At 35.7% G+C, this 26,709-nt stretch carries 19 protein-coding genes; 9 read left to right on the top strand and 10 right to left on the bottom strand.

Annotated features, from left to right (window positions below):
- Nucleotides 1-4: 4 nt before the first annotated feature.
- The gene (locus tag KHA98_RS09550) at nt 5-1,219 is read right to left on the bottom strand and encodes a hybrid sensor histidine kinase/response regulator (RefSeq protein ID WP_213257583.1); all 1,215 of its coding nucleotides are present in this window, start codon (nt 1,217-1,219) and stop codon (nt 5-7) included.
- 483 nt (nt 1,220-1,702) lie between these two features.
- Here KHA98_RS09550 and KHA98_RS09555 point away from each other — a divergent pair, with 483 nt between their 5' ends.
- Together KHA98_RS09555 and KHA98_RS09560 are read left to right on the top strand one after the other, a co-directional pair.
- On the top strand, nt 1,703-2,551 hold the full coding sequence (locus KHA98_RS09555) for an SDR family oxidoreductase (RefSeq protein WP_213257586.1): 849 nt from the start codon (nt 1,703-1,705) through the stop codon (nt 2,549-2,551).
- A gap of 36 nt (nt 2,552-2,587) precedes the next feature.
- Nucleotides 2,588-2,851, top strand: a complete 264-nt coding sequence (locus KHA98_RS09560) for a SemiSWEET family sugar transporter (RefSeq protein ID WP_213257587.1) — start codon at nt 2,588-2,590, stop codon at nt 2,849-2,851.
- Here KHA98_RS09560 and KHA98_RS09565 read toward each other — a convergent pair whose 3' ends face one another.
- A complete protein-coding gene (locus KHA98_RS09565; RefSeq protein WP_213257594.1) occupies nt 2,852-3,325 on the bottom strand; it encodes a CinA family protein in 474 nt (157 codons plus the stop codon).
- 198 nt (nt 3,326-3,523) lie between these two features.
- Here KHA98_RS09565 and KHA98_RS23000 point away from each other — a divergent pair, with 198 nt between their 5' ends.
- From KHA98_RS23000 to KHA98_RS09580, 4 genes are read left to right on the top strand one after another with little or no spacing between them, the layout of a single operon-like run.
- On the top strand, nt 3,524-3,652 hold the full coding sequence (locus KHA98_RS23000) for a hypothetical protein (protein WP_262898987.1): 129 nt from the start codon (nt 3,524-3,526) through the stop codon (nt 3,650-3,652).
- A 48-nt stretch (nt 3,653-3,700) separates the two neighbouring features.
- Nucleotides 3,701-4,087 (top strand): hypothetical protein, encoded by a 387-nt coding sequence (locus KHA98_RS09570; protein ID WP_213257596.1) that lies wholly within the window; start codon nt 3,701-3,703, stop codon nt 4,085-4,087.
- A gap of 20 nt (nt 4,088-4,107) precedes the next feature.
- Nucleotides 4,108-4,506, top strand: coding sequence for a hypothetical protein (locus tag KHA98_RS09575; protein ID WP_213257597.1), 399 nt, complete (start codon nt 4,108-4,110; stop codon nt 4,504-4,506).
- Between the two features lie 35 nt (nt 4,507-4,541).
- Nucleotides 4,542-4,820 carry a PrgI family protein gene (locus KHA98_RS09580; RefSeq protein WP_213257598.1) on the top strand — a complete coding sequence of 93 codons (279 nt, stop codon included), beginning with the start codon at nt 4,542-4,544 and terminating at the stop codon, nt 4,818-4,820.
- A gap of 197 nt (nt 4,821-5,017) precedes the next feature.
- On the opposite strand, the gene KHA98_RS09585 is transcribed toward KHA98_RS09580, so the two are convergent.
- From KHA98_RS09585 to KHA98_RS09595, 3 genes are all read right to left on the bottom strand, one after another.
- The gene (locus KHA98_RS09585) at nt 5,018-5,392 is read right to left on the bottom strand and encodes a SpoIIAA family protein (protein ID WP_213257600.1); all 375 of its coding nucleotides are present in this window, start codon (nt 5,390-5,392) and stop codon (nt 5,018-5,020) included.
- Nucleotides 5,393-5,651: 259 nt separating this feature from the next.
- Nucleotides 5,652-6,143 carry a hypothetical protein gene (locus KHA98_RS09590; RefSeq protein ID WP_213257602.1) on the bottom strand — a complete coding sequence of 164 codons (492 nt, stop codon included), beginning with the start codon at nt 6,141-6,143 and terminating at the stop codon, nt 5,652-5,654.
- Nucleotides 6,144-6,179: 36 nt separating this feature from the next.
- Complete coding sequence (locus KHA98_RS09595; protein ID WP_213257604.1) at nt 6,180-6,827, bottom strand: outer membrane beta-barrel protein; 648 nt, start codon at nt 6,825-6,827, stop codon at nt 6,180-6,182.
- A gap of 913 nt (nt 6,828-7,740) precedes the next feature.
- Here KHA98_RS09595 and KHA98_RS09600 point away from each other — a divergent pair.
- The 3 genes from KHA98_RS09600 to KHA98_RS09610 all read left to right on the top strand — a co-directional run bounded on the left by KHA98_RS09600 (nt 7,741) and on the right by KHA98_RS09610 (nt 10,724).
- Nucleotides 7,741-8,331, top strand: coding sequence for a Crp/Fnr family transcriptional regulator (locus KHA98_RS09600; protein WP_213257606.1), 591 nt, complete (start codon nt 7,741-7,743; stop codon nt 8,329-8,331).
- Nucleotides 8,332-8,419: 88 nt separating this feature from the next.
- Nucleotides 8,420-9,478 (top strand): SDR family oxidoreductase, encoded by a 1,059-nt coding sequence (locus KHA98_RS09605; protein WP_213257608.1) that lies wholly within the window; start codon nt 8,420-8,422, stop codon nt 9,476-9,478.
- Between the two features lie 325 nt (nt 9,479-9,803).
- Entirely contained in the window at nt 9,804-10,724 is a 921-nt protein-coding gene (locus tag KHA98_RS09610) for a bifunctional helix-turn-helix transcriptional regulator/GNAT family N-acetyltransferase (protein ID WP_213257610.1), read from the top strand.
- A gap of 555 nt (nt 10,725-11,279) precedes the next feature.
- On the opposite strand, the gene KHA98_RS22895 is transcribed toward KHA98_RS09610, so the two are convergent.
- The 5 genes from KHA98_RS22895 to KHA98_RS09635 form a co-directional block, all read right to left on the bottom strand.
- Nucleotides 11,280-14,150 (bottom strand): RICIN domain-containing protein, encoded by a 2,871-nt coding sequence (locus KHA98_RS22895; protein WP_246522260.1) that lies wholly within the window; start codon nt 14,148-14,150, stop codon nt 11,280-11,282.
- A 233-nt stretch (nt 14,151-14,383) separates the two neighbouring features.
- Entirely contained in the window at nt 14,384-16,006 is a 1,623-nt protein-coding gene (locus KHA98_RS09620) for a glycosyl hydrolase family 18 protein (protein ID WP_213257611.1), read from the bottom strand.
- A 209-nt stretch (nt 16,007-16,215) separates the two neighbouring features.
- Nucleotides 16,216-18,888 (bottom strand): beta-1,3-glucanase family protein, encoded by a 2,673-nt coding sequence (locus tag KHA98_RS09625; protein ID WP_213257613.1) that lies wholly within the window; start codon nt 18,886-18,888, stop codon nt 16,216-16,218.
- 181 nt (nt 18,889-19,069) lie between these two features.
- The gene (locus KHA98_RS09630; protein ID WP_246522262.1) at nt 19,070-22,957 is read right to left on the bottom strand and encodes a family 16 glycosylhydrolase; all 3,888 of its coding nucleotides are present in this window, start codon (nt 22,955-22,957) and stop codon (nt 19,070-19,072) included.
- 637 nt (nt 22,958-23,594) lie between these two features.
- A complete protein-coding gene (locus KHA98_RS09635; protein ID WP_213257617.1) occupies nt 23,595-26,525 on the bottom strand; it encodes a triple tyrosine motif-containing protein in 2,931 nt (976 codons plus the stop codon).
- Nucleotides 26,526-26,709 lie beyond the last annotated feature (184 nt).

A 26,709-nucleotide genomic window follows, 5' to 3' on the forward strand; every position in this document is an offset into this window, starting at 1 on the left:
TATTTTATTGGTATTTAAGCGGCAGCACAATTATAAAACTTGCCCCTTTTCCTACTTCGCTTTTGGCGGTGATTAATCCGTTATGTTTTTCAATGATTTTTTTTGCAATGGCCAACCCAATTCCCGTTCCTTCGTAGGTCTGGCGATCGTTTAGACTTTGAAAAATGATAAAAATTCTGTCCAGATAAATTTCATCAAATCCAATTCCGTTGTCTTTTACTGTAATCCTGCAAAATTTTCCATCGGGAGAAGTCGGACTGTCAAACGATTTATCGACAATCAATTCAGACGTAATTTCTATAAGCGGAGCTCCGTTTTGCCCCGAAAACTTAATCGCATTTCCAATTAAATTTTGAAAAACCTGTCGCAGCTGGCTAGGAATACTGTCTATTGTTGGCAATTCTGTAGATCTGACCGTAGCATTTTTTCGATCAATTAGATAATCAAAATCCGAAAGTACTTCTTGCAAAACAACATTAAGATCTGTCGTTTCGGGTTTTACCTGCGCAGACAAACGGGAATATGCGAGAAGATCCGTAATTAAAGTCTGCATTCTTTCTGCCGATTTTATTGTTCGGTTCACATAATCAACTGCTTTCTCATCAGTTGTTAAATACAACTCTTTAATGATTTTTATAAAGATTTGAATTTTACGGATAGGTTCATTCAAATCATGCGAAACCACCCAGGCAAATTGCTGCAGTTCGTGGTTTTTTAATTCTAATTCTTCATTTTTTAAAACCAGTTCCTTTGTTCTTTCAGCAATTTTGATTTCAAGATTATCCTGCGCTTCTTTTCTAATTTTAATTTCTTTAGAGAGAAGATCTTTTATTCCTTTTAATTCATTTTGCTGCTCGTAAATCTTGATAAACGTTTTTACCTTCAGCATTAATAAATCGGTATCAACAGGCTTGGTAATATATTCTACCGCTCCGGTTTCATAACCTTTAAAAATATATTTTTTCTCAATATTTAAGGCCGAAAGAAATATCACCGGAATATCTTTTGTTCGTTTGTTTCCGGAAAGAATTTTGACTACCTCAAATCCGTCAAGTCCCGGCATCTGAACATCCATTATAATAAGACAATAATTTGTCTTTAATATTTTCCTGAGTGCTTCCTCACCAGATTCGGCAGTATCGACATCGATGTTATGCAGTTCTAATGTTTTTTTCAGGGCAATAATATTGGCCTTTATATCGTCTACAATTAATACCATGTCGTTTTTAGGAGTAATACTGGTGAATTAAATTTTGGGTATTTCTGTTTTGAAAAATCTGTACGCAAAATATAGCTGATCCTATAATTTCATTATTACGCACAAACCTTCAAATTTAGTTAAAAAATTAACATTTCTATTCTAATCAAAATAAGATTCGTTACATAATTCCCATGTTTGACCATAAAATTCAGTCTGTTTTTTTTGCGCTACATTTTAATTTCTTTCAGTCAATTTTATCTAATAACCTGTACTAATTTGCATTAACATTAACCTGTTGAGCGAAATTCAACAAAATTCAATTTTAACACATAGATACATAGTTTTTCTTGTCCATAAAAGGCGTTTCACTTTTTTAAATAAACATAGCTATGTGTGAAAACTAGTTTTTTCTTTAACCTTTTTTTATTTTAAAACTAAAATCTATTGTTTCTATGTGTTAAAAATAATTTCACCCAAAGGGTTAACATTAAAAATAATGTCATGAAAAAACCAGTAAATTTTCCAGAGCAAAAACAGGAACTTCCGGGACACGAATATAAAATGAATCCTGAACCGGAAATAATAAGAGAAAACTACACCGGAAGCGGAAAACTTTTGGGCAAAACTGCTTTTATTACCGGTGGAGACAGCGGAATTGGCCGAAGCGTTGCCGTGCATTTTGCACGCGAAGGTGCCAATATTGCCATTGTCTACCTGAAAGAAAATAAAGATGCCCAAAAGACAAAAGAACTCATAGAAAAAGAAGGTCAGCACTGTCTTATTATAAGCGGTGATCTCACTGATGAAAAATTCTGTAAAAGTGCCATCAAACAATGCATTTCTTTATTTAAAACGATTCATGTTTTAGTAAATAATGCTGCCGTTCAGTTTCCTCAGGATGAATTAGAAAAAATTACTTCGGCTCAGCTTCATAAAACATTCGAAACCAATATTTATCCTTACTTCTATATTACAAAAGCAGCACTTCCGTATTTAAAAGAAGGTGATAGTATTATAAATACCAGTTCTGTAACGGCCTATCGTGGAAGTGAGCATTTGGTTGATTATTCAAGTACAAAAGGTGCTATTGTAAGTTTTACCCGATCCTTATCGACTATGATTGCTAAGCGAAAAATCAGGGTAAACGGTGTTGCGCCAGGTCCAATCTGGACACCATTGATTGTAGCCAGTTTTGATAAATTGTCTGATTTTGGAAAAGATAATCCAATGGGAAGAGCCGGACAACCTTCTGAAGTTGCACCTGCGTATGTTTTTCTGGCTTGTGAAGACAGCAGTTATATCACTGGTCAATTTATCCATATAAATGGTGGTGAACTGGTTGGCGGATGATTATTTTTTTTTATTTTATAAAGATTAATTTCAAATATGAATTTTACAGAAATAATTGGGCTTTTTGCAGGTACTTGTGTAACCATATCTGTAATTCCGCAGATTCTTAAAGTTTGGAGGACTAAAAAAGTAAAAGAGATTTCGCTTAAAACTTTTAGTATACTAACGTTCGGAATTCTGGTGTGGATCATCTATGGGATTTTAAAAGAAGATTTTCCAATTATCATCACCAATAGTATTTCGCTGTGCTTAAACTTAATTATGGTTTACTTTCTTATTTATTATGAAAAGGAGAAGTAATTAAATTTCTTTCATAATTAAATTCGCCACGGTATCGATCGCCTGATCGACGATGTTTTCAGGAGTTCCTTTAAATTCGTATCGCTTTGCTATTTCTTTTTTAGGAAGGATGATATGAATAAAAATAGTTCCTATGGGCTTAGAAGAACTTTCGCTTCCTCCGGGCGTAGTCAATCCGGTTAACGCCACACAAATATCAGATTTACTGTAACGATGAAAATTTTGTGCCATAAGTTCTGTTACAACGGCAGACTCGGCAGTATATTTTTCAATTGTTCCCCACGGAATTTGCAACAGATCTTCTTTCATAGAAACATGATAGCACACCATTCCTCCTATTAATATTCTTCCGGAATTAAATACAGTAGAGAATTCATAACACATTTTTCCTGCTGAAGCACTTTCTACAAAGCTCAGAGTTAAGTTTTTTTCGATTAAAGCTTCACAGCAGGTTATAACTTTTTCAGACGCCATATTGCTTTTCATTTAAGTTAGTCACTTCATTATTTTCATTTCAAAAATACATTTATCAAGTTCTAAATGACTTACACAATTCGAAACAATTATTACATCTTGATTGACTGTTAATTATGCAATTTTGAATCGATTTCTTATAAGATAAAGAATGTGGTTTGGAAGTAACTTTGAAATTCAACATTAAAACTAAATAGTATGAAAACTACAGATCATAAAAAAAGTAACAGTACTGATATGAATAGTACAAAATCGACCACAAAAAAAACTACAACGGCTAAAAAAGCAAACGCAAAAACGGCTCCAAAAGACGCTAAAAAATCGTAGTGAATCAGAAAAGACTAATCCTGAATATTAATTATAAAATTATAAATTATGGAAAAGAGACCCAACCAAGATTATGGTCTGTACGACCCTGATTTTATAGAACAGAATACGCCTGCCGACTCCAACGGGAATTATTTCCCGGACGAAGATCAGTATCAATTTCAGGAAGAATTTATTGATGACGGAAGACATCAAACTTATGACCTTGATCAAAATGCAGCCGTTAGAGCTGAAAATATTCCGGATAAAGAACGAATTGTAAACGAAGATAATTTGATTACTAATGACGGTAAAGAAAATGACTGGAACGACAATTCTGATACTGAAGACCTGGATTATGAAAATGATCTTGAAAAAGACGGAGATCTGGATAATGACGAAGAATTAGATGATTTTGATGCTGAACATTATCCCGAAAATCATCCCAGAGAATAAAAATTATTTCTAACTTTATTATGGAAATAGGAACTCAGATTATTTGGCTCGTACTACTTGCTATTCCGATAGCCTGTATAAGCTGGACTGTAACACATGAGGAAATATTTAAAGAGCCTCGTGAATGGTGTGTAAAGCATTCTCAAAATGATCGCTTTTTACTCTCTCGCAAGGCTTTTTATTTATTTACATGCGAATACTGTTTCAGCCACTATGTCACGATCGCTGTTTTGTTGCTTTCTGATTATAAACTTTTGTTAAATGATTGGAAAGGATACATTTTGGCTGGGTTTTCGCTGGTCTTTATGGCAAATATTTACATGAGTCTTTTTGCGCTGCTTCGTCAGGCAATTAAGAAAGAAAAAGTAGAAATAGAAAAAATTGAAAATGAAACCGACAGCGAAAAGCTGTCCTCTTAAATACAAATAAGTTTAATTAATAAATTGTTACAATCATGGAAGATTTAAAATTCATTGACCCTCTATTGCACGGAATTACCCCTTCAAATACAAATAGTTTAGCTAATGTCTCTGTAAAACATTTAGTGTGTGCCGGTTTGGGCTCACTTTTGGCAGGCGCAATTTTAAAGAAAACAGGACACAATACAAGCGCTGCAATTGTCGGAAGTCTTGCATTGCCTTTACTAACAACAGCTTGCTACAAACAAATTGCAAAATCATCTAAAGCAAAAAAAGAAAGAAACGACAGCAGCGGTATAGAATATAACCATTAAAAAAAGTTTCAGGTTTCAGGTTTGAAGTTTCAAGTCTGACGTTGAAACGGGTTAAAAAATTAGCCACGAATTCACGAATTATAGTCTGTTATTATACAGAAAGATTCGTGAATTCGTGGCTTTTTTTTATTTGAGCATAACCTGAAACTTGAAACAAATTTAAACTTGAAACAATTTTAAGCCTGAAACAAAATAACCTACGCAAGATTAATATTCCCTTCTACCCAATTTAAAGCTTTATTAAACGCTTCTTTTTTAAAACCGTGAAATTCACCCGGAACCAGAAAACTAAAGCCATTTGTAAAAGAAATTATTTCTTCAGAATCTGTAATTATAGCAGCTCTGTTCCATTTGCCCAGATGTTTCAAACCAAGTAAAGCGTCCTCAAGCCAGGCGCCTGGACTAAAATTTTCAATATCTGTATCTAAAACCAATAAAAAATTGATTTCATTGGTTTGTTTTACCAAATGCTCAACCGCTGGCGTAACCACGGTTAAAAAATCTTCTTTTGTTACTTGTGCCAATGCTCTAAAAGCAACTATATTATCTGTTGTATCAATTTGATGTATCATGATATTTTTATTTTGAATGTTAATTATATTAAGGCCATTTTTGAGAATTTTAACTTCTCTCTATTTGAATACAAATCCAATCAAAAATACCTCTGGAATAGCATTCAATTATTATATCATCCCATTACAAATTTACAAAATAACTACATCTATATAAGCATATTAAAAATGAATTAGCTTAAAAAACAAATTCCAAAACGGATCAAAAGATCCGTTTTGGAAAATTGTTTCTAACTATCAATTTTATATTGATCTTACGTTATGATTTTTTACCAATTTTAGACTTATCAATTTCGTCAATAAAAGGAATTGAGTCCTGAATGCCACTTCTTATTGTTACCTGCAAATATTGCTCTAATTGAACAAACTTTGCAGCATTACGTCCACCAATCGCTTTTTTAACTTTGCCGTAGGTTTTAGACAACAATTTTTCTGAATCGGCATTGTTTTTTAAATTTGCTTCTGTAAGTTCCGCAGCTTTTACATCATCAAGAGTAGCATAATTACTCGCATAATCGTTTAGCAACTGAATTTTCTTTTGTCCAAGTGCTTTACGATCTACTTCATACTGATCATAGATTTTCTGAAATGCAGCAGTCTGAGTATCTGACAACGCCATATATTCTCTCACCAAATCTGTTTTCGATTTTCCGTAAATATCCTGAAGAAGTGCTACTTCATCTTTTGCACTAGATTGCGCAAAAGAGTATCCTGAGACAAGGATAGCAAATAATAAAATTATTTTTTTCATATTTCTGTTTTTTAGTTAATGACTCTTTTAGAAATATTATTTACTAAAATCATAACTTAAAACAGCACCAAGTCCAAACTGGAATGTTGAAGCATAATCAGTAACTGCTATAGGTCCCCAATAGTAATCCCAGTAGTAATCATATCCAACAGCTGCAGACATTGATTGCAAATAGGCATTTAGATTAATGGAGAATGGTGAATCGGTTTTTATTTTTACACCTCCTTTAATTTCCCATGCAAAATAAGTTCCACTTCCACTTTTAGGTGACTCAAGTATAGCTACCCCTGCACCGGCTCCTAAAAACGGAAGCACTTTTTGAGAACTTCCCCCAAAATAATACGTATAATCTACTAATATATAATTAATAGCTCCTTTATCATCTCCTGCATTAACCTGACTTCCGGCAGGAAGACCAGGACCTAAGGTAATTTTTGTATATAAAGGCATACTGGTATCAAGTCTGTTGTATTTTAATTCTATAGAAGAGTTATCCATTATAAAATATTCCAAACCCAGACCATACTCAAAACCATCCTCCACACGAGCGTAAGAGGAATCAAAATCTACTTTGTCCGAAAAGGTATAACCTCCGTACAAATTAAGCAAAAATGACTGCGCACTTTGGGCCGACATTGTAAGCGATACTAAAGAAACAATAAATAATAAGTGATACTTTTTCATAATCTTGATTTTTTAAATGGTTTGATTTTTTTTAAAACTATTTTATAAATAAAAGAAATTCAATTCTTACAAAAAATAACTATAATTTAGGGTCACTACTTCTAAATTCTAAAGTTAACTCTTTATAATGAAAATGATTATAACTGAATTCCTTTAAGTCAAAATTATTCAAATTGCAAATAATTATGAATAATTTTGTAGGTCTTTTTGGTTTCAAATTCTAATTTGAAACCAAAATGATACCTAAAAACGGGTAATTTTGAGTTCATTTTTATTTTATCCATCAAATCATGCAAAATCTGGTCCTGTAACAGGAAAACAAAACTCTAACTATTTAAGACTAGTTTTTGGTAAAAAACGGAAACCAAACGAACACATTTAGTTTTAATTTTTGTTTTGAATAAATTCTTTTGATATTTAAATTGTGAAGTGTAGAATTGAAAACAGATCTTTAAAATCAGTTCCAGATAAATAACCCATTTTAGCAATGTCGGCCGTTATGACAACTGGCTGTTCGATTTTCAAATTAGGCTTATACATGCCGCCTTTGCTAAAAATGGGTTGGCTTTTTTTTCTTTATCTAAAAATTCTCTTTTAGTTATTCTTGCCAAATGACTTTACGAATTTTATCTTTTGTGTGTCTTAATTTTAAATGTGGTATCGAAGACAAAATAGTTTTTTATTGAAAACGTTCCTCTGTCCACAGTTCTTATAAACGCATATTTTCTTCTTTTGGTATTCAAAATGCCTTTATATCATTGTCTGATAATGTTCTGAATAAATCCTGAAGTGGTAAACGGCTGCAATTTTATCGATTTAAACTCAAAATAAGTTTACCGTAGTGTTACGGAATAATAATGTTTTGTAATTTTGATTATAACATCTGCCCCGAACAAAAACAAACCAAAATCAAATGACAGAATATCAGTCTTTAGTAGATCATTTACAAACCAGAATTAAACTTTCTGATGAAGAAATGAATCAGTTTGTATCTGAATTTAAAATAACTCATATCAAAAAAAGACAGTTTATTGTTCAGCCTGATTTTATAGCAAAATATAGAAGTTATGTTGTAAAAGGTGCTTTAAGAGCCTATGTCGCTGGAGATGACGGACAAGAACATACCATTGCGTTTGCTATTGAAGACTGGTGGATTTCTGATTATAATAGTTACATCTATCAAAAACCTGCTACTATGTTTGTTGTGGCCCTGGAAGATGCTGTAATCCTTCAAATCGATTTTGAAACGGAAACGAAATTAAAACAAGCCAATCCAAAATTTGAAACCTTTTTTCGCATTACTGCCGAACGCACCGCCGCCGCTTTTCAAAGAAGAATTATTATGAATCTTACCTCTTCGGCCGAAGAACGCTACACTAATTTTGTTACTGAATTTCCTTTGGTCGTAAAACGTGTTCCGCAATATACCCTTGCCTCCTATTTAGGAATGACGACTGAGTTTCTTTCGAAAATACGGAACAATAAACTAAAGAATAAAAGTTGATCTACTTCAACCTTTTTTCCTAATCTACTTCATTTTTAATCCCTGTAAACCAGCTGATCTTTGTAATAGAATTTTAAATACAAAGAAAATGGAAACAAATAAAAACACTGCATTAGTAGTGGGTGCAAACGGAGTAATTGGTACAAATCTGATCGATTATCTTTTATCTACAAAAAACTGGAACGTTGTTGGCTTATCCAGAAAAGGCGGAATCAATAAGGAAAATTTACAATTCATTTCCGTTGATTTACTGGATATTGATGATAGCAAAAAACAGCTATCTGGCTTAAATAATGTTACTCATATTTTTTACGCCGCTTATCAGGATCGTCCTTCGTGGGCTGAACTTGTAGAACCGAATATGAAAATGCTTCAAAATGTGGTGGAAGCAATTGAACCGATCGCTCAACATCTGCAGCACATAAGCTTAATGCAGGGTTACAAAGTTTATGGTGCACATCTTGGTCCTTTTAAAACTCCAGCCAAGGAAACCGATGCGGGACATATGCCTCCGGAATTTAATACCTCACAACAACATTATTTAGAAAAAAGACAGCAAGGAAAAAACTGGACATGGAGTGCCATTCGCCCTTCGGTTGTTGGTGGTACTGCATTAGGAAACCCAATGAATCTGGCATTATTAATTGCCGTTTATGCGTCTATTTCAAAAGAATTAAAAATTCCGCTTCGTTTTCCGGGAAAAGCTGGAGCCTATGATAAACTAATGGAAATGACAGATGCCGGATTATTGGCAAAAGCAACAGTCTGGGCTGCAACTAATGCTAATTGTGCTAATCAGGCTTTTAATATCTCCAATGGAGATTTATTCAGATGGACAGAACTCTGGCCAAAAATTGCTGCTTATTTTGGCATTCCGGTTGCACAACCATTACAAATGCAATTAAAAACTGTAATGGCAGATAAAAATACCGTTTGGGAAAATATGCAGGAAAAATACAATTTAGAAAAACACTCGTATGAGAAATTAGTGGGCTGGGAATTTGGCGATTTTGTTTTTTCCTGGGATTATGATTTTTTTGCTGATGGAACAAAAGCCAGACGTCTTGGTTTTTATGAGTTTATTGATACTGAAGAAATGTTTTTCAATTTGTTTGATCAGTTTCGCCAAAACAAAATTATACCTTAAACCCTTTGGGTGTAATTATATTTAAAATGCTTCTTTGAATAAAAGAGCACGCGGATCAAACGGATTTACTCCGTAAAAACGCGGATAAAAACGGATTTTTTTTTAATTCTTTATGCAAATTCGTTTTTGTCCGCGTTTTCGTGATAATGAATCTGTCTTATCCGCGTCAAAATTTATACTATTTTAATTGCACCCAACGGGTTACCTTAAATATTGGTATAAAAGAACTGCTTTATTTTAATCTTTATAAAAATCTTTAAAATTTAGTTGACAAAAGCAACTATTTATTATATTTGCAATATAAACAGTTTCTTTATTTTATATTATGAATACATCAACTTTAAAAATCAGAAGTTTCAACCGATTTTACACTGCTCATTTAGATATTTTAAGCCAGCATTATCTCGAAAGCGATTATTCTCTAACGGAAGTTCGTATTCTGTATGAGATTAGCGAAAGCGAACTGATAACTGCTCAAAAAATAGCAGAAATTCTAAATCTGGATAAAGGTTATTTGAGCAGGATATTAAAACGCTTTTTAAAAGAAAATTTAATCGAAAAAGTAATTGCTGCAGAAGATAAACGTGCATTTAATATAAAACTGACCTCATCAGGAAAGGAGTTAATACGTGGATTTAATGCTAAATCTGAGAAACAAATTGAAAATAAAATGGAAGGTCTGAATTTCATTGAAAAAGAAAATCTGGTAAACTCCATGCAAAATATCAAAAATCTTCTAACTGCCCAAAAGCCAACTCCTGCCGATATTACGTATCGTCATAACATTACTCCCGGCGATATTGGTTATATCATTTATTTGCACGGATTTATTTATGGGAATGAATCTAATTTTTCAAATGATTTTGAAAAGTATGTCATCAAAACCTTTTATGAGTTTTTAGAAAAATATTCTCCGGAAAATGATCGCATCTGGATGGCAGAATACAACAATAAAATTATAGGTTGCATTGCCATTGTACATCAAAGCACCGAAGAAGCACAATTAAGATGGTTTCTGCTGGACCCATCTTTCAGAGGATTAGGAATTGGTAAAAAACTTTTAAACGATTCCATAAATTTTTGTCGCGAAAAAGGATTTAAAAATGTATTTCTTCTTACTACAAGCTTACAGGACACCGCTCTTGGAATGTATAAAAAAGCAGGTTTTCAACTCACTAAATCGGAACAAATAAGTGAATGGGGAAAAGTCTTTAACGAAGAACGTTATGATCTTTCGCTTGAATAAAAATGTTCATAGTAGCATTTTTAATTGCCTCCAGTTTCAACTGGAGGTATTTAAATGCTATCTCTTAAAAAAGGCTTAGCTGAACATAAGGTTCGGCTAAAGCCTGGAATATTGACTTTATTTTTTCCTCCGGATAAAACCCAATGTCATTAAGTTAAGTTTTTTTTTAAATATAATTAATCTCGCAAAGACGCTAAGACGCAAAGTTTTAAACACAGTTCTTTTCGACGGAGGAGACCCGAGCGATAGCGAATAGGCGAAGCAAATCGCACCAGAAACTCTACAAAGATTGAAGACAAACTTTACGGAATCCCGCGTGTGATTTCTCTCCCGAAGCTTCGGGATCGAAATGACAAAACCTTTGCGTCTTGGCGCCTTTGCGAGAGATTTATTCTATAAAATAGTGCGGCTGTTTCCTAAACTTAATGACATTGGGTTAAAACCAGAGGCAACTCATTAAAATAAAGGCTGCCTGAAATCACTTTTCAGACAGCCTTAAATACATTAAAACCTAACTTTTAATGCAGTTAAAACCATTATGGCAAATGGGTTAAACTATTTTTTTATAAAACGCTTGATTGTTTTTACTCCATTATTTTCAAAAACAACAAAGTAAATTCCCTGTCTCAAACCAGAGACATTCAAACTGTTATCTTTTATTTGCTGTGTTGCAATAACCGTTCCCTGAGAATCTATTACGTGAAGATTTCCTCCTACAATATCTAAAGTAAAAAATAACGTTTCAGAAACCGGATTTGGATAAATATTGAATACTGAACTTTCCAATTCTTCATCTTCTGCGATAGCGGCAGCAGCAATTGGAGCTCCGGCACCTACTTTAGTTATTCTGATCCAGTTGATATTCATTCCGGTATTTTGAATGTAGATTCCGAAATTATAGGTTCCTGCATTTACATTTACCGTCTGCGTAACCGTTTGCCAGTTTTGCCATCCTCCGGTATTGGGTACATCAACATTTCCTAAAATAATAGTACCGCCATTTAAATCAGAAGATAATTTTCCTCCTGTAACACCGCTTGCTACGCGATATTCAATTAGATAAGAACCCGTTGTTGGGAAATTGATATTGTTATACGCCAGCCAGTCGCCCGTTTCTGTGTATCCTACGTTAGAGCCTCCACCGGTATCTGTCGTAGCTTCAACCTGAATACCGCTCATGGCTGAATAATCTTCGGCCTGAATTAAAGTAGACGTTTGAGCGCTTGTTGTGGCAATTAATTTCCACTGTCCGCAAGTCTGATTATTGTTGTCCCATTGCTGTACGTTTGCACCATTTGCTGTACTTGCTCCGGCAACCTCAACAATTCTTCCGCTATGACGGGCTACAATTTTATAGAAGCCGTCTCCGGTTGAAACCAATATAAACTGCTGATTGGTTGTACCATTATACGGATATTGTTCTACATTAGTTCCGTTGGCCTTATTAAAACCATTAACATCAATCGATTGTCCGCTATGGTTTGCAATAATCTTATACAATCCGTCGCCTAAATGGGTAAATGTAAATTTCTGATTGTTTCCTGTATTTACTGTTCCCTGCGCAATATTGGCTCCGTTTGACATACTGGCGTTCCAGACATCCATGTTGAGGCCGCTGTTTCGGTTTTGCAGAAAGAAAGTCTGATTTCCTAAAGTGGTAACCCCATTTGCAATGATGCGAATCGAACTTACTTTATCATTCCATGTGGTATTTAAACAGGAATTATCAGAATTAATTACGGTTGAAGTTCCTCCAAAATTATCATCCTGATATAAAATCGCCTGAAAACCCTGAGTGATTCTAAGCGAAGAAATATCATCATTTAAAATGCCCAAAGAATTTAAACGTGCCAGATTATAATCGCCAATTGTTAATCCTCCTGAAAATCCGGTATAATTACAATCTTTATAAACGGTAATTACATCGGTTGACGGACTTATATTGCCGCCTGGCGGAATAGTTCCGGTAACCGAATAACTTCCTATAGATCCGTAAGCAGAATAACCTCCGCTGCCCACATTTCCTGCACCGTTTCCGTCAACGCCAATAAAATATTTACCTGCAGGCAAATTGACATTCATAGAAGCATTCAAAGCAAAAGGATCGGAATTCCAATAGGTTCCCACCTCTGCTCCCGCCGAATTATATAAGCGGATTAATAAATGTAGGTTTCCGTCACGGCTTACTGTATTGGCATTTATAGAAACATTTCCTCCGCCAGTTGTAAAAGTGAAAAAATCGTAGTCTGCTTCACTGGAAATTACTCCGTTTCTCTGACTAATTTGTCCGCTTGCATTATAATCTAAAGTCGCTGCAGACGAGGTATTGTTTCCATAATCGTCTCCGCGATATCCAACCCCAAATTTGGCGCTGGCAATTGTAGCAACATCATCTTGTAAATTATTAGCATAATTGTACTCGCCTTTGCTCCATTGCACAACAGGTCTGTAATAACCTGCCCCCATAATTGGTGCCCAGGAAGTTCCGTCCAGACCTAAGAAATAATCTTCGGCAGGATTGGTGCGTCCGTCATGTCCCAGATCAAAAGTATGCCCAACTTCATGCGCTGAGGCATCTCCACCCGATTTACCCGAGGTAATAAATACCCAGCAAGGTACATCATTGTCCCAATTGAAGGATCCAATATAAGCTACACCTCCTGCTCCCGGAGCCGCAGTATTGGTTGGAGTTACCACCACGCGCATTCTTCTGTTTCTTGGGTAAGAATTAAACACAGCCTCATTTGTAGTGACATTTACACTAAAAGGTCTGTAATCTTCAGAAACTACTTCCCAGTGTTGCTGTACATCGGCATCGCTCATTCCGGATGGCGCGGCATTAATCGCGTTTCCGTTATTCCAGAGATTTCCTGCCGGCATATTGTAACCGTCAAAATCGAGCATTACACATCCTGATGCTCCGGGTAAACTTTGTAAATTAAGCAAGGCCGGAGCAATTGCAGCGGCAGCTGTTTTGCTTGTCGTTTTATTGGTCGATGTAGGCTGATTTTTATAATCGATACAAACTAAAGTATTGATATCAACTTTTTTGACATAAGCATTTCCTTTTGCATCAGAATAATATTTATAGGCTTCTTTTGTTTTCTTTAAAAGAATATGACCTTCGAGTGATTGATCTTTTACTTTGATATAAAAGGAAGATTCTGCAATATTTTTAATTTCTCCAATCAAAAACTCGCTTGTTTCATTGGACTCTTTATAATTTATTTTTCCGCTAAAGTTTACCTGTTCTGCCTGAAGCAAAACTGTTTTTTCGGTACTTTTTGAAGTTGCGGAACTGGTTAATTCTTTCTTTAAACTGTTCATGAAAGTCTTGCTTGAACCTAAAGAAGTCTGCGCGACGGCAAAACTTCCAAAGGCCAAAAATACAAGCAGACTTAAACTAAATCTGTAATTATTTTTCATATGATTTGGGGTAAAAAAGGGTTACGATTTAAACTGTTTATTTTTTAAATGCCTATTATTTAGCCACAGATTAAAATGATTATTCTGCCACGAATTGCACCAATTTTCGCAAATTTCTTTTTTAAGTGATCCGCTAATTAGTGTAAATTAGTGTAATTCGTGGCAACATTTTTTTGTCTCAAATCAAAAGAATTGAGTTTAATCCTTTAATCTGTGGCTATATTCTAAAAAGCTTATTTTTTAATAAAACGTCTTACCGTTTTGATTCCGTCTTTTTCTACTGAAATTAGGTAGATTCCAGATTTTAAAGTCGAAACATCAATACTGTTATTACTTACCGTTTGGGTCGAAACTGTAGCTCCGCCTTCGGTATTTATGATGCTTACATTTCCTCCTGAAACATCAGCGCTAAAGCTTAGTTCGCTTTCCGTAGGATTTGGATAAATGGTCAGGCTTTGAATTTTATCTGCCGGAGCTGATTTTGCCGCCAAGGCAGATCCCGATTTGGTGATTCTGAACCAGTTTAAATTCACCCCCGAAGTTTGAATATAAATTCCGAAATTATACGTTCCTGCATTTACGTTTACGGTTTGCGAAACCGTCTGCCAGTTTTGCCATCCTCCCGTATTAGGAACATTTACTGCTCCAAGCTGAATCGTTCCTGCATTTAAATCAGATGATAATTTTGCTCCGTTAACTGCACTGGCAACTCGGTATTCAATTACATAATTTCCTGAAGTCGGAAAATTTATATTGTAATACGCCATCCAGTCTCCTGTGTCACAATAACCCACATTTAAGCCTCCGCCAGTATCTGTTGTCGCTTCTGTCTGAACACCACTCATTGTATTATAATTTTCTGCCTGAATCAAAGTTCCAGTTCCCGGAGGATTACTTCCTGTAATAACCTGATTAACGGCTGTAAGTAACGATTTTGAACCTGTTGCATCCTGAGATAATTCCCAAATCATAACACCGCCGGCATTTTGAATGGCAAAAGTTGTTTTTTGTTTGATAGTTGGAATTCCGTTGTAATAAATCGTATTTCCTACTTGATCCAGATTTTCTGCACCTGGATATTGCGCTACGATATTGGCGTATGAAATTCCCTGATTGGCCGATGCTCCAAAACCATATCCGTAAAACGGAAGTCCAATAATTGCTTTTGCTGCCGGTAATCCTCTTCCGGTCCAGTAATTAAACTGATTTACCGCCATGCTGTACGGAGAATGTTGTCCCGGATTATTTGGTGCCCACGGGCCTGTTGCATCATAAGCCATGATATTGATCCAGTCATACGCTGCAAAAGTAGATGAAGGTACATTTGCACCACCATATCCTTCTGAAAGGGCTGCTGAAATTAACTTACCATTGGCGTGCAACTTATTGGCCAAAGCAATAACGAATCCGCCATAATCGCCGTTTATTGCAGGACCTTCCAGATCTACATCAACCCCGTCAAAATTATGGGCTACTACGTAATCGTATATTTTTTGCACAAATGCTGTTCTGTTAGCTGGCGTAATCAGATTGAAGTAATTATCGCGAATTGCACCGCCTTCTGAAACTGAGCCTCCGCCAAGGGAAACAAAAACTTTTACATTCTGAGCATGAGCAGCGTTAATAATGGTATTACTTCCTGAGTTGAAACTCAAATAACCATTGGCATCGGGATTTTCGAACGCAATATTAATGTGGGTTAATTTACTGTACTGAATAGTAGCTGAAAAAGCATTCAGATCTACCCAATTGGGAATATAAGCGATAACTTTTTTCTGGGCAATTGATAGGTTACAAACACCCAATACTAAAATGAGAATCCATTTTACCGACATTCTTTTGTAATTGTCTTTCATAATGATTTGTTTAATAGATTAATAAATATTTGTAAAAAATGGGGAAGTTTTGATTTTAGATTTTAGATTTTAGATTTTAGATTTTAGATTTTAGATTTTAGATTTTAGATTTTAGATTTTAGATTGGAATTTGGCTTTGCCAAATTCCAAATTTCTTGATTTAGGAGTCATCACAAATCAATCTAAAATCTAAAATCTGCAATCTAAAATTATTTCTTAATGAAGCGCTTAATCGTTTGTTTACCTTCTTTTTCAAAAACAATGAAATAAATTCCTTGTCTCAAATGCGAAACATCTACACTATTACCACTAATTGGTTTTGATGAAATTGTGGTTCCTGATTGTGCATCAACTATTTTAGCATTTGCTCCGGAAAGATCTGTAGTCAGGTAAAGTGTATTGGTAACCGGACTCGGATAAATATTTAAGGCAATTTCTTCCGACGTTTCTTCAACAGTTTCAACTGAAGCGGTTCTGGCTGTTGCGCCTGCCCCAACTTTTGTGATTTTAATCCAATTGATGTTCATTCCCGTATTCTGAATATAGATTCCGAAATTGTACGTTCCGGCATTCACGTTTACGGTTTGAGAAACAGTCTGCCAGTTCTGCCATCCACCAGTGTTTGGAATATCAACATTTCCTAAAACGATAGTTCCGCCATTTAAATCTGAAGATAATTTTCCACCTGTAACGGCACTTGCTACTCTGTATTCAATTAAATAAGAACCTGTAGTTGGGAAATTAATACTATTATAAGCTAACCAGTCACCCGTTTCGGTATAACCTACATTTGAGCCTCCACTTGTATCAGTAGTCGCTTCAACCTGAATACCGCTCATAGCTGAATAATCTTCGGCCTGAATTAAAACAGAAGTCTGAGAACTTGTTGCAGGAACTAATTTCCATTGACCGCACGTTTGATTGTTGTTATCCCATTGTTGTACAATCGCACCGGAAGCTGTACTTGCTCCAGCTACCTCAACAATTCTTCCGCTATGTCTTGCAACAATTTTATAAAATCCATCACCTGTTGCAACCAAAACAAATTGCTGATTGGTTGTAGCATTGTACGGATATTGCTCTAAACGTGCACCATTTGCTTTATTAAAGTTGTTGATGTCAAAAGACTGACCGCTATGGTTGGCAATGATTTTATACAATCCATCTCCTAAATGCGTCAAAGTAAATTTCTGGTTGTTTCCGGAATTAAGAGCGCCCTGATTAATTCCTGCACCGTTTGCCATACTGGAACTCCAAACATCCATATACAAACCGCTGTTTCTGTTTTGTAAAAAGAAAGTCTGGTTTCCTAGAGTTGTAGTTCCGTTAGCAAGGATTCTGATAGAAGTTACTTTATCATTCCATGTTGTATTCAAGCAAGAATTATCAGAATTGATTACAGTTGAAGCTCCGGTAAAATTATCATCCTGATATAAAATCGCCTGAAAACCCTGAGTAATTTTAAGCGACGAAATATCATCATTAAGAACTCCTAAAGTATTTAAACGTGCCAGATTATAATCTCCAATGGTCAATCCGCCAGAAAATCCGGTGTAATTGCAATCTTTATAAACCGTAATAACATCTGTCGATGCAGGTACTGAAGGTACTGTTCCGGCATAACCTCCAAAAGCAGCAATTACTTTTGTAGGTTGTGGAGAATGCAATGAAGGTGACTGATCTGCAACATCATCATAAGCAAAACCATACGCTAAATTATCAACGCTGATTCCTGGCAAATGCCAAAATTTAGAATAATGATTCGTTGGGTTTACCTGATAGAATTTTGACGCATCGTACCAGTTTTGTTGTCCGGGATTTGCGGTTGTAGTATTTACAACATGTCGATTTATTGCCGCTGTTAATTGCGCCTGAATCACAAGATCCAGATCACCATCAACTAATCTTCTGTCCAGAACACCTTTTCCTTCAAGGGCTTCCTGTGTTGTCGGACGGTTTTGAACTCTTCCGGTACGGCCAACAAATCCACCGGATTGTCCTACCATTTCTAATTGCTCGCCAATAACTCTTCCTTTAAAAACTCCGGCATCTCCGGCATAAAAGATTAAATCTTCGTTTTTGTATTTATTCCAGATCGCATCGATATACGATTTTAAATAATTAGCCTGTGGCCCGACTGACGTTCCGCCTGTTCCATCAGCAAAAGCAGGAGTTTTAGATGGCGCTGTAATTTCTCCGGTTGCATCGTTTACACAGCCTTGAAATTCTGACGGTACATTCGCTTTAAAAGCGGCTACAACATCAGCGTGTTTTTTTAATTCTCCAACTCTTTTTTGGTAACCATTTGCTCCAAACAATTCCAGTCCCATTGGGTATTTATACGAATCTACTCTCGAAGGATTTCCGAAGAAACCGTATTGGTTATTCGTCAATTCGATAATTTCATACAAAATTCCCTGATTCGGATCTGTGGCATTCAACGGATTTGGTGAAGTATATCCAGAAGGAGCTCCGCTTGCACCAAAAAAGTAAAAATACAATTGTTGTCCTTTAGAAATAAAAACCCTGCAACCTGCAATTAATGGCAGTGTAAAGGTTTTATTCGGAATTTCACTCAGTTTGGTAAAACAAGCCGCATATTTGGAGTTTTGCCCCGGCCCGGTATTTCCGCCAATTGTGGGTCCGGTTACTGTATTGTAAGACGAACTCATTGGTAAAACCTGACCTGTTTTGGCATTTACCCAAACGTGATTTCCGGTAGTGTAATCTATACCAACAATGGCTACATACAATTCATTATCGTTAAATGTAGAGGTATTGCTGATCGTAAACGGAATTGGTCCCTGCGCCTGCAGCGCGTTTGAAAACACCAAAAACAGTGTCATCAGAAAATAAAATACTTGTAGTTTAATTTTATTCATATCTAAATAATTTTGGGGGTTACGTAAATAGATTTTAAACCTGAGTCATCTTATACCATTTATATTAATGACTTGTATTATCCGTCAGGTGTAATTAGTGATGCTATTCTTAAATCTAAATTCCTGCAAACTAACCAAGCAGTATTTTTTTTAACTCAAATTACACCCGACGGATTTTTAATTATTTCTTAATAAGCTTTTTGTTCCAGCTTTTTTGATCTGATTTGAAGTTCAGAAGATAGATTCCGCTTTTAAGTTTGCTTAAATCAATCCAACTTTCATTGCTTTCAGCGTCTGCTTTTGTCTGAAGAATTAAGGTTCCTGAATTATCATAAATCGTAATGACTTTATTGCTTAAATTTTCAGGTGTAGAAAGCTGTACATAATTCCCGGCCGGATTTGGATACATCACAAAATCACTTTCAGCAGCTTCTGGTTCTTCAACCGTATTCAAAGCCATTTTTGCCGTTGATGCCGATCCGTATGCTTCAATTTCATATAACGAATATCCGTAAGGCGCTAAAGCTTTTGCGTTACATAAAATTCTAAGGTATCTTCCTGTACCGCTTACGGCTAAATCATCTGTTCCGCCGTCACTTGCTGTTTGTGTATTTAGTGTTTCATTTTCTGTAAACACATTATCCGTAGAAAGCTGGATTTTATATTGCGTCGCAAAAGCGGCTTCCCATTTTAGAACTACTCTGTTAAGGTTATAATTACTTCCTAAATCAACATAAATCCATTCGGTTGCATTGGCAAAAGAACTCGCCCATCTTGTTCCTCCATCTCCATCTGTGGCTTTCGCCGAAGAATAAGTGGCATTTTCTTCTGTCGAAGCTGTAGTGGTTTTCGCTAAAGCTAAATTTACATTCGGATTTGCCGTAATAGTTCTAACCGTAACATCGCTGAAAACTCCCGTTGTCAATGTCCCGTTTGCATGAGATGTAACTGCCATTCCAACATAAATCGTGTTCGCCATTGCCATTGTTTTTGGCGTACCCAATTGCGTCCAGGTTGTTCCGTTATCAGATGAATACGATGTAAATACATTTCCTGATCTTACTAAACGAAGCCATTTTGGAGCTGTTCCTGCCGCAACATCGGCAGTTGTAGTTCCTGAAACTGCATTTCTTGCTAAAAACTCTACTCCCGCTGCCGCAGTGATATCTGTCATGGCATGCTTAGAAGTTGGCGTAAGCGTTTCGCGAAACATTATTCCTGCTTTTGCATACGTATTGGTATTGGTTAAAGAATTTACTTTGGCAATAATTTCAGCATCACCCGTTATTGGCTGATTTACAAATTGAAACTGATCGCTTGTTTCCCAAATATCAGTTCCTGAACCTTTAATTATAAAAGTTCCGTTGGCGTGTGCTGCTTCTCCTGCCGGCGTTACCGCACCAAGATCTGTACTGATCCAAGGCGATGGCAATCCTGCTGGCGGGTTTTCTGTAGAAACTAAATCTACTGCTCTGATATTATCAAAATAATACGTATTTCCGGAACTTGTTCCCGGCTCAAACAAGAAAACAAAACGATTTACTTCGCTGTCTAAAGTTGAAGCATCTGGCGAACTTGCATAAGTAAAAGTTACGGTATGCCACGCATTGGTTTGTTTTACAACTCCCTGATAAATACTGTGTCTTCCCGCAGGATAATTGGACGGAATCGAAGCATTGCTTTCTGCCTGCCACGAAATAACAGAACCAACCGGAGCAGATGTATAAACATCCATCGCGAATTTTTTCACGCCGCCTTTAAAATCTCCAATGTTTGTTAAAGTAGTATTGAACGAAAAGTTATCATACAATTCGGTTGCTTTACGAACATATTTGGCCACGTTTGAAGATGTATTGATTCCGCTTGCACTTGGATTTGCTGTATTTGGCGTATAAGTTCCAATCGCATCTCTAAACGTAATATTGTGCGTGTTTTGATAATCTTCATAAACAACTCCAGGCGTAAAAGTATCCGGTAATTTTGTTGCACCAATTCTGATATTATCAAAATAATACGTATCGCTGGTATAAGAACCTGAATTAAACAATAAAACCATTTGGTTAATTGCTAAGTTTGAAGTTCCTGCATCCGGACTTGAATTGTAATAGAACGTTAGCGTTTCCCACTGATTTTGTTTTGTTGTAATCGCTACATAATTACTGTTTCTTCCTGTTGGAAAATTAGCTGGAAGCGATGTTGCGCTGTTTTCTAAATTCAGACTTACCACTGTTCCAACCGGAGCCGAAGTATAAACATCAATCATGATTTTATTGGTCTGATTTTTCAATAAACCGGCATCTTCAATCGTGCTTTGGGTATTAAAGAAAAGTACATCGTATTGCTCAGTTACATTTCGAACATACTTTGCCACATTCGCGGAAGCGTTAACGGAATTTGATCCCGGATTTGCAACAACAGAATAAGTTCCGGTTGTAGTTCCTTTTATAATTTTATTAATGCCATCATAGTTTTGAAGTACATCTGTGGCTATAATTGGTTTTTCAGGCGCAGCTTTTGTCAACAGATTATCAAAATAATATGTCGCTCCTGAATTTGAATTGGATTCAAAAAGGATAACTACATTATTAATCGTCAAGGCACTTGTATTAGGATCAATCACTTTTTCGAATTCAAACTCAATGGTTTCCCATTTGTTCTGAACCGTTGTAGTCGCTTTAAATCCGCTATGTCTTCCTGACGGATAATTGGTTGCTGTAGTCACTAAACTATTCTCAAGCTGCATGGATATTTTTGTTCCAACCGGAGCCGATGTATAAATATCAAAAGAAAGTTTTTTTCTTCCGTAAACATAATCGTTCGCATTAGTGATCGTTACATTTTTGATATTCAAAACATCATACAATTCACTTGAATTACGAACATATTTCCCTACCAAAGCAGACGTATTAATTCCGGTTGCCGAAGGATTGGCAACAGCTTCTGTTAAAACACCTGTTTTTAACGGATAAAGCACATTACGGTTACTTTGAAAATCTTCGTGTATTTTCTCTACCGGAATTGCAGGTTCTGTCGTAACAGCCAATTTATAGGTATTTGTCGTACAACCCGAAACTGTAGCAGTTGCAGAAATATCTCCGCCTGTTGATCCCCAGTTTACTGTAATTGTATTTGTTCCCTGCCCGGAAGTAATCGACGCTCCCGAAGGAACTGTCCAGTTATAAGTAGCTCCTGCAATTGCATTAACCGAATACGTTTTACTGGTTTCGTTTTGATATACTTTGTTATCTCCTGTTACGGCATATTTAAAACTTCCGTCGTAAACACGCACATAATCAACTTGCAATTTTGCAGGGAAATCTGCCGGAATTGGTTCTACTCCTGCTCCGTTTACACTGGTATAAGGTGTTCCTAAACTACCAACAGCAAGATTTAGAATAATGTAAAACTGCTGATCGTTAAAAGGCCACCCGCCATTAACAGTCGTATTTGGTGTGGCAGTGTGAAATAAGTTTCCATCAATAAACCATTTAATGATATTTGGTCCCCATTCTACCGCATAAACGTGAAATTCTGTAGACAAATCGGTTGGCGAAGAGTAACTTCTTCCTGTAAAATGATAACCACCTCCATCGTAATGAATGGTTCCATCAATAGATTTTGGATTTCTGTGCTTGGCTTCCATAATATCAATTTCACCTGTATACGGCCAGTTTGATGTACCGGCAGGCAACATCCAGAATGCCGGCCATGCGCCTTGCCCGTTTGAAAGCTTCATACGAGCTTCAATTCGCCCGTATTTAATAGCGTACTTTCCTTCTGTAGTTAATTTAGAAGAAGCATACGGTTGCTGTGGAAATGCTCCATCGGGCGCATATTTAGCCTCAATGTTCAGGTAACTGTTTGTTCCTTCTTTTACAATTGTAGCCTGATTGGGATCGTAACGCTGGGCTTCTGCGTTTCCGAAACCGCAAAGCGAGGGACAGCCGTTTCCTGAAATACTCTGCCACTTGGTTAAATCGACTATAGTACCATTAAATTCATCTGCCCAGACTAAGGTATTGCATTGTGCCTGAATTTTGAGCAGTGGCAGAAGTAATAGTGCTGCCATAAAAAATCGCTTAAATAAATAGGAATTGCTTTTCGGTGGTCGGCCGAAAAAAGGGTCATTTTGTTTCATTTTTTTAGTTTTTTGTTAGTAAAGCGCATTAACAAAACAAAAGTCATTTTTGTATTAAATAGACTATATATTTTGCAAATAACGAGGCAATATTAACAAATAAATCAGGCAAGACTTACATTTTGGAGTACGGTTTGACTACGGTGGTCACAAAAAAATACGGGAAACCGTAAAAAAAAAGACATAAAACACTTAGGGTTTTACTTACGAGATGAAACTCGTTTTTTAAACGGCAATTTTAATGTAAAGTCTGCGCAAATTATTCTAAACACATAGAAACATAGATTTTCTTCTTTCTCTTTATTTGAGATTATAAAAAAAGCTCGCTTTCACACATAGCTATGTTTGTTTCAACTAGTGAAACGCCTTTTTTAGACAAAGTAAAACTATGTTCCTATGTGTTTAAATAATAGTCTAAAAATTTAGATTTTCTTCTTCCTTTTTATTTGAGATTATAAAAAAAGCTCGCTTTCACACATAGCTATGTTTGTTTCAACTAGTGAAACGCCTTTTTTTAGACAATGTAAAACTATCCCGAGGCTTTGGGACTATGTGTTTAAATAATAGTCTAAAAATTTAGAATAAATTCGGTGATGTTGGCATCAGACGGAAGTTGTAATTTCTTTCGGATACGGTAACGGGTGTCTTCTACCCCACGAACAGAGATTCCTAAAAGCGGTGCTATTTCTTTTGTATTGAAGTTCATTCGCAAATAAGCACACAATCGCATATCGCGAGGTGTTAATTCGGGATAACTTGTTTTGAGCCTTTGCATGAAATTATCATGAAGCTGATTGAAGATTTCTTCAAACTCATTCCAATGTTTATCGCCCTGCAATTCATGATCAATTAATTTGTTGATTTTAGTTAGTAAACTGAAATTAACATTGGCGTCATTTTTCTTATCCATCTGACTAATCAATTCTTTTATAGAAAGCAGAATTTCATTTAAATGAATAAGATTGACGGTATTTGATGCTACTTTTGCATTTTTAAGATTGATTGTAGCTTCGAGATTCTCGCGTACAATGGCCATATTTTCCTGTTCTAGTGCCAGTTTCTGTTCGTTAAGTTCAGCGCGGTTTCTGAGTAATTCTTTCTCCTGATTCAGAATTAACTGTTCACGTTCGCGTTCTGCAAGGCTTTTTTGATATTGAATAATGGCATAAATTAAAACGCCAAAAAGAATTAAATATAAAATATAAGCCCAGCTGGTTCTGTACCAGGGCGGTAAAATTTCAAAACGAAAAACGGCTTCTTCGCTAACTACATCATAAATATTTTTTGCTCTGATGTGAAAAACATATTCGTTCTCGGGTAAATTAGTATATTCCTTTTCCGTCTGAAGACTATAATCCGACCATTTCGGTTCAAAACCTTCCAGCCAGTATTCATATTGTGTAGCATCGGCTTCATCATAAAAAAGCGAGGCAAAAGAAAAGTGCAGGGCATTATTAGAATACGATAAAACAGGAGATAATTTTTCTTCTATTTCGTCAGCTTTATTTGGCAGTACGTCATATCTGCTGGAAAATAACAAACTGTCTTTCGGGAAAATACATTTCACTTCCGAAATTATCGCTTTATATTTCGTCTCGTATTTTTTATTTCGAACCGTGCTATAATGTATTAAGCCGTCTTGAGTTCCAAAAAACACATCTCCGCTTGCGGTGGTTTGTATGTTTTCAAAACCGGGAACATATAAATATCTCAGTTTTCTAAAAGGCAATTCTTCAACTTCAAAATTATGATTTTTAGTTTCGATAATTCTTCCCGTATTCTCTCCCGAAATGTACCAAATGTTATCCTGATTGTCAGCTTTAAGCAAACGAATATGACTTTCCAGTCCGAGATATTTTTTGAAAAACGGATCAGGAATCATTTTACCTGAAGTTGTATTTTGTTTGTAAACGCCTTTTGTCGTTCCAAAAAGGATATTGTCCTGAATTTTAAACGTATTCAGAAATAAACTAGACGGAAAACCATTCTTTTGATTGTAAAACTGAACCTTTAAAACAGCATCAAATGTTTTAGTAAATTTTAATTTATAGATTCCTTTATAGCCATGTGCCACCCAGATATTGCCATTTTTATCGGTTTCGATTACGCGACTGCTTTCTTCAAAGCCTTTTATTTTATGCTGAAAAATCCACGAGCCATTTATTTTCTTTAAAAGATATAATCCTGTATAACCACCCACGAGCAATAAATCGGGATTATTCGGGATGAGAACGCCTTTCCACGCACCGTCAGTTTTGGCTATCGCTTTCGCGGAATTTCCACTGACTTCAAATACGCCGTTTTTTTCAAAAGCCAAAAGAGAGTTTCCAAAAACACCAATATCCCAAACGTTTTCAGACATTCCGGAAACATAATGAAAGTTTACATTCTCTCGTTTTCCGCTTTTATAAGCTTCCCAATCGAGCCAAAATAAGCCATTATCGGTAGCGATATACAATTTGTTTTGATAAATTTCGCTACAGTATATTTTGGTTTCAGAGTTGGAGCTGTCTACAATTCGCGATAAAGGTGATGAAATCTGAATCAGCGAAATTCCTTCTTTGAGTGTCACCCATAAATTTCCCTCTTTGTCGGTTTTTAAATTGGTTACATAATCATTCTGTAAACCCATTTGTTTGTCGATATGCTGAATCAAATTTCCTTCACTATCTATAACTATCAACCCGGTCTGACGCGTTCCAATTCCGAAATAACCATCAGAAAGTTGTATTCCTGTAGAAATCTGATTTTGCTTCAGCAAATGATCTGCTTCGGTTACAAAAGGACTGATTTTATTTTCTTTATAACTAAAAAGTCCGCTTTTTTGCGTCAATAATAAAAGTCCATTTTTTATAGCGAAGATCTTCCGAATTTTCATTCCTGTAAACTGTTCGCCATTATCAATAGGAAACAATTTATCCACTTTCAGTTTTAAAAGACCTCTAGCATTGTCTGAAACGTACATTTCATTTCCTACTTCGTAGAAATCGTCAAATTTTTTCTCCGAAAGTAAAACTTTGACTTTATTGTTTTTATAAATATAAATTCCCTCGTAAGAGAAAAAAATAACTTCGTTGTTTCGAATGACCGTATGAACAACATCACCAAAATTTCGGGCAGCAGCAGGAATTAATTTCACTAAAGAAGTATACTGATACTGACCATTTGGCAACTGCATAACATAACCAAAATCGCCTTGCGCGCCTACATAGATTTTGTCGTTTTTATCAATCGCCATAGACCGAACCATGCTTCGATTTTCCGGTTGTGTAACAATACTCCAGCGCACACCATCGAACTGCAGGATTCCAAAATGATTGGCAAAAAACATCATGCCTTTTGAATTCTGCAAAACATCCCAGTTCTCTGAAGCTGCTTTATAAGTCTTCGGATTATAATTGGTAATAAACGGAACCCCAATTTTTTTAATTTGGGAACTCAGAATTGGAGAAATAAGCAATAGTAATAGAACTGGAATTCTAATTATAAATTTCTTCATTTTGTTTCTGTCTGTAGGTTATTTTGCGATTTTTGGGAATCACAAACTAAAAAAATGATCCTTTGGGAAAAATCATCTTTCGCTCTTAAATATCCGATTTTTCAGGCGCTGAATTACTAATTTAACATTAATAATACCTCAAAAAAACGAATGCAGAAATTCAAATATATAAAAATTTATTTTA

It is taken from the genome of Flavobacterium branchiicola, assembly GCF_018383905.1.
In the GTDB taxonomy this organism is placed as follows: domain Bacteria; phylum Bacteroidota; class Bacteroidia; order Flavobacteriales; family Flavobacteriaceae; genus Flavobacterium; species Flavobacterium branchiicola.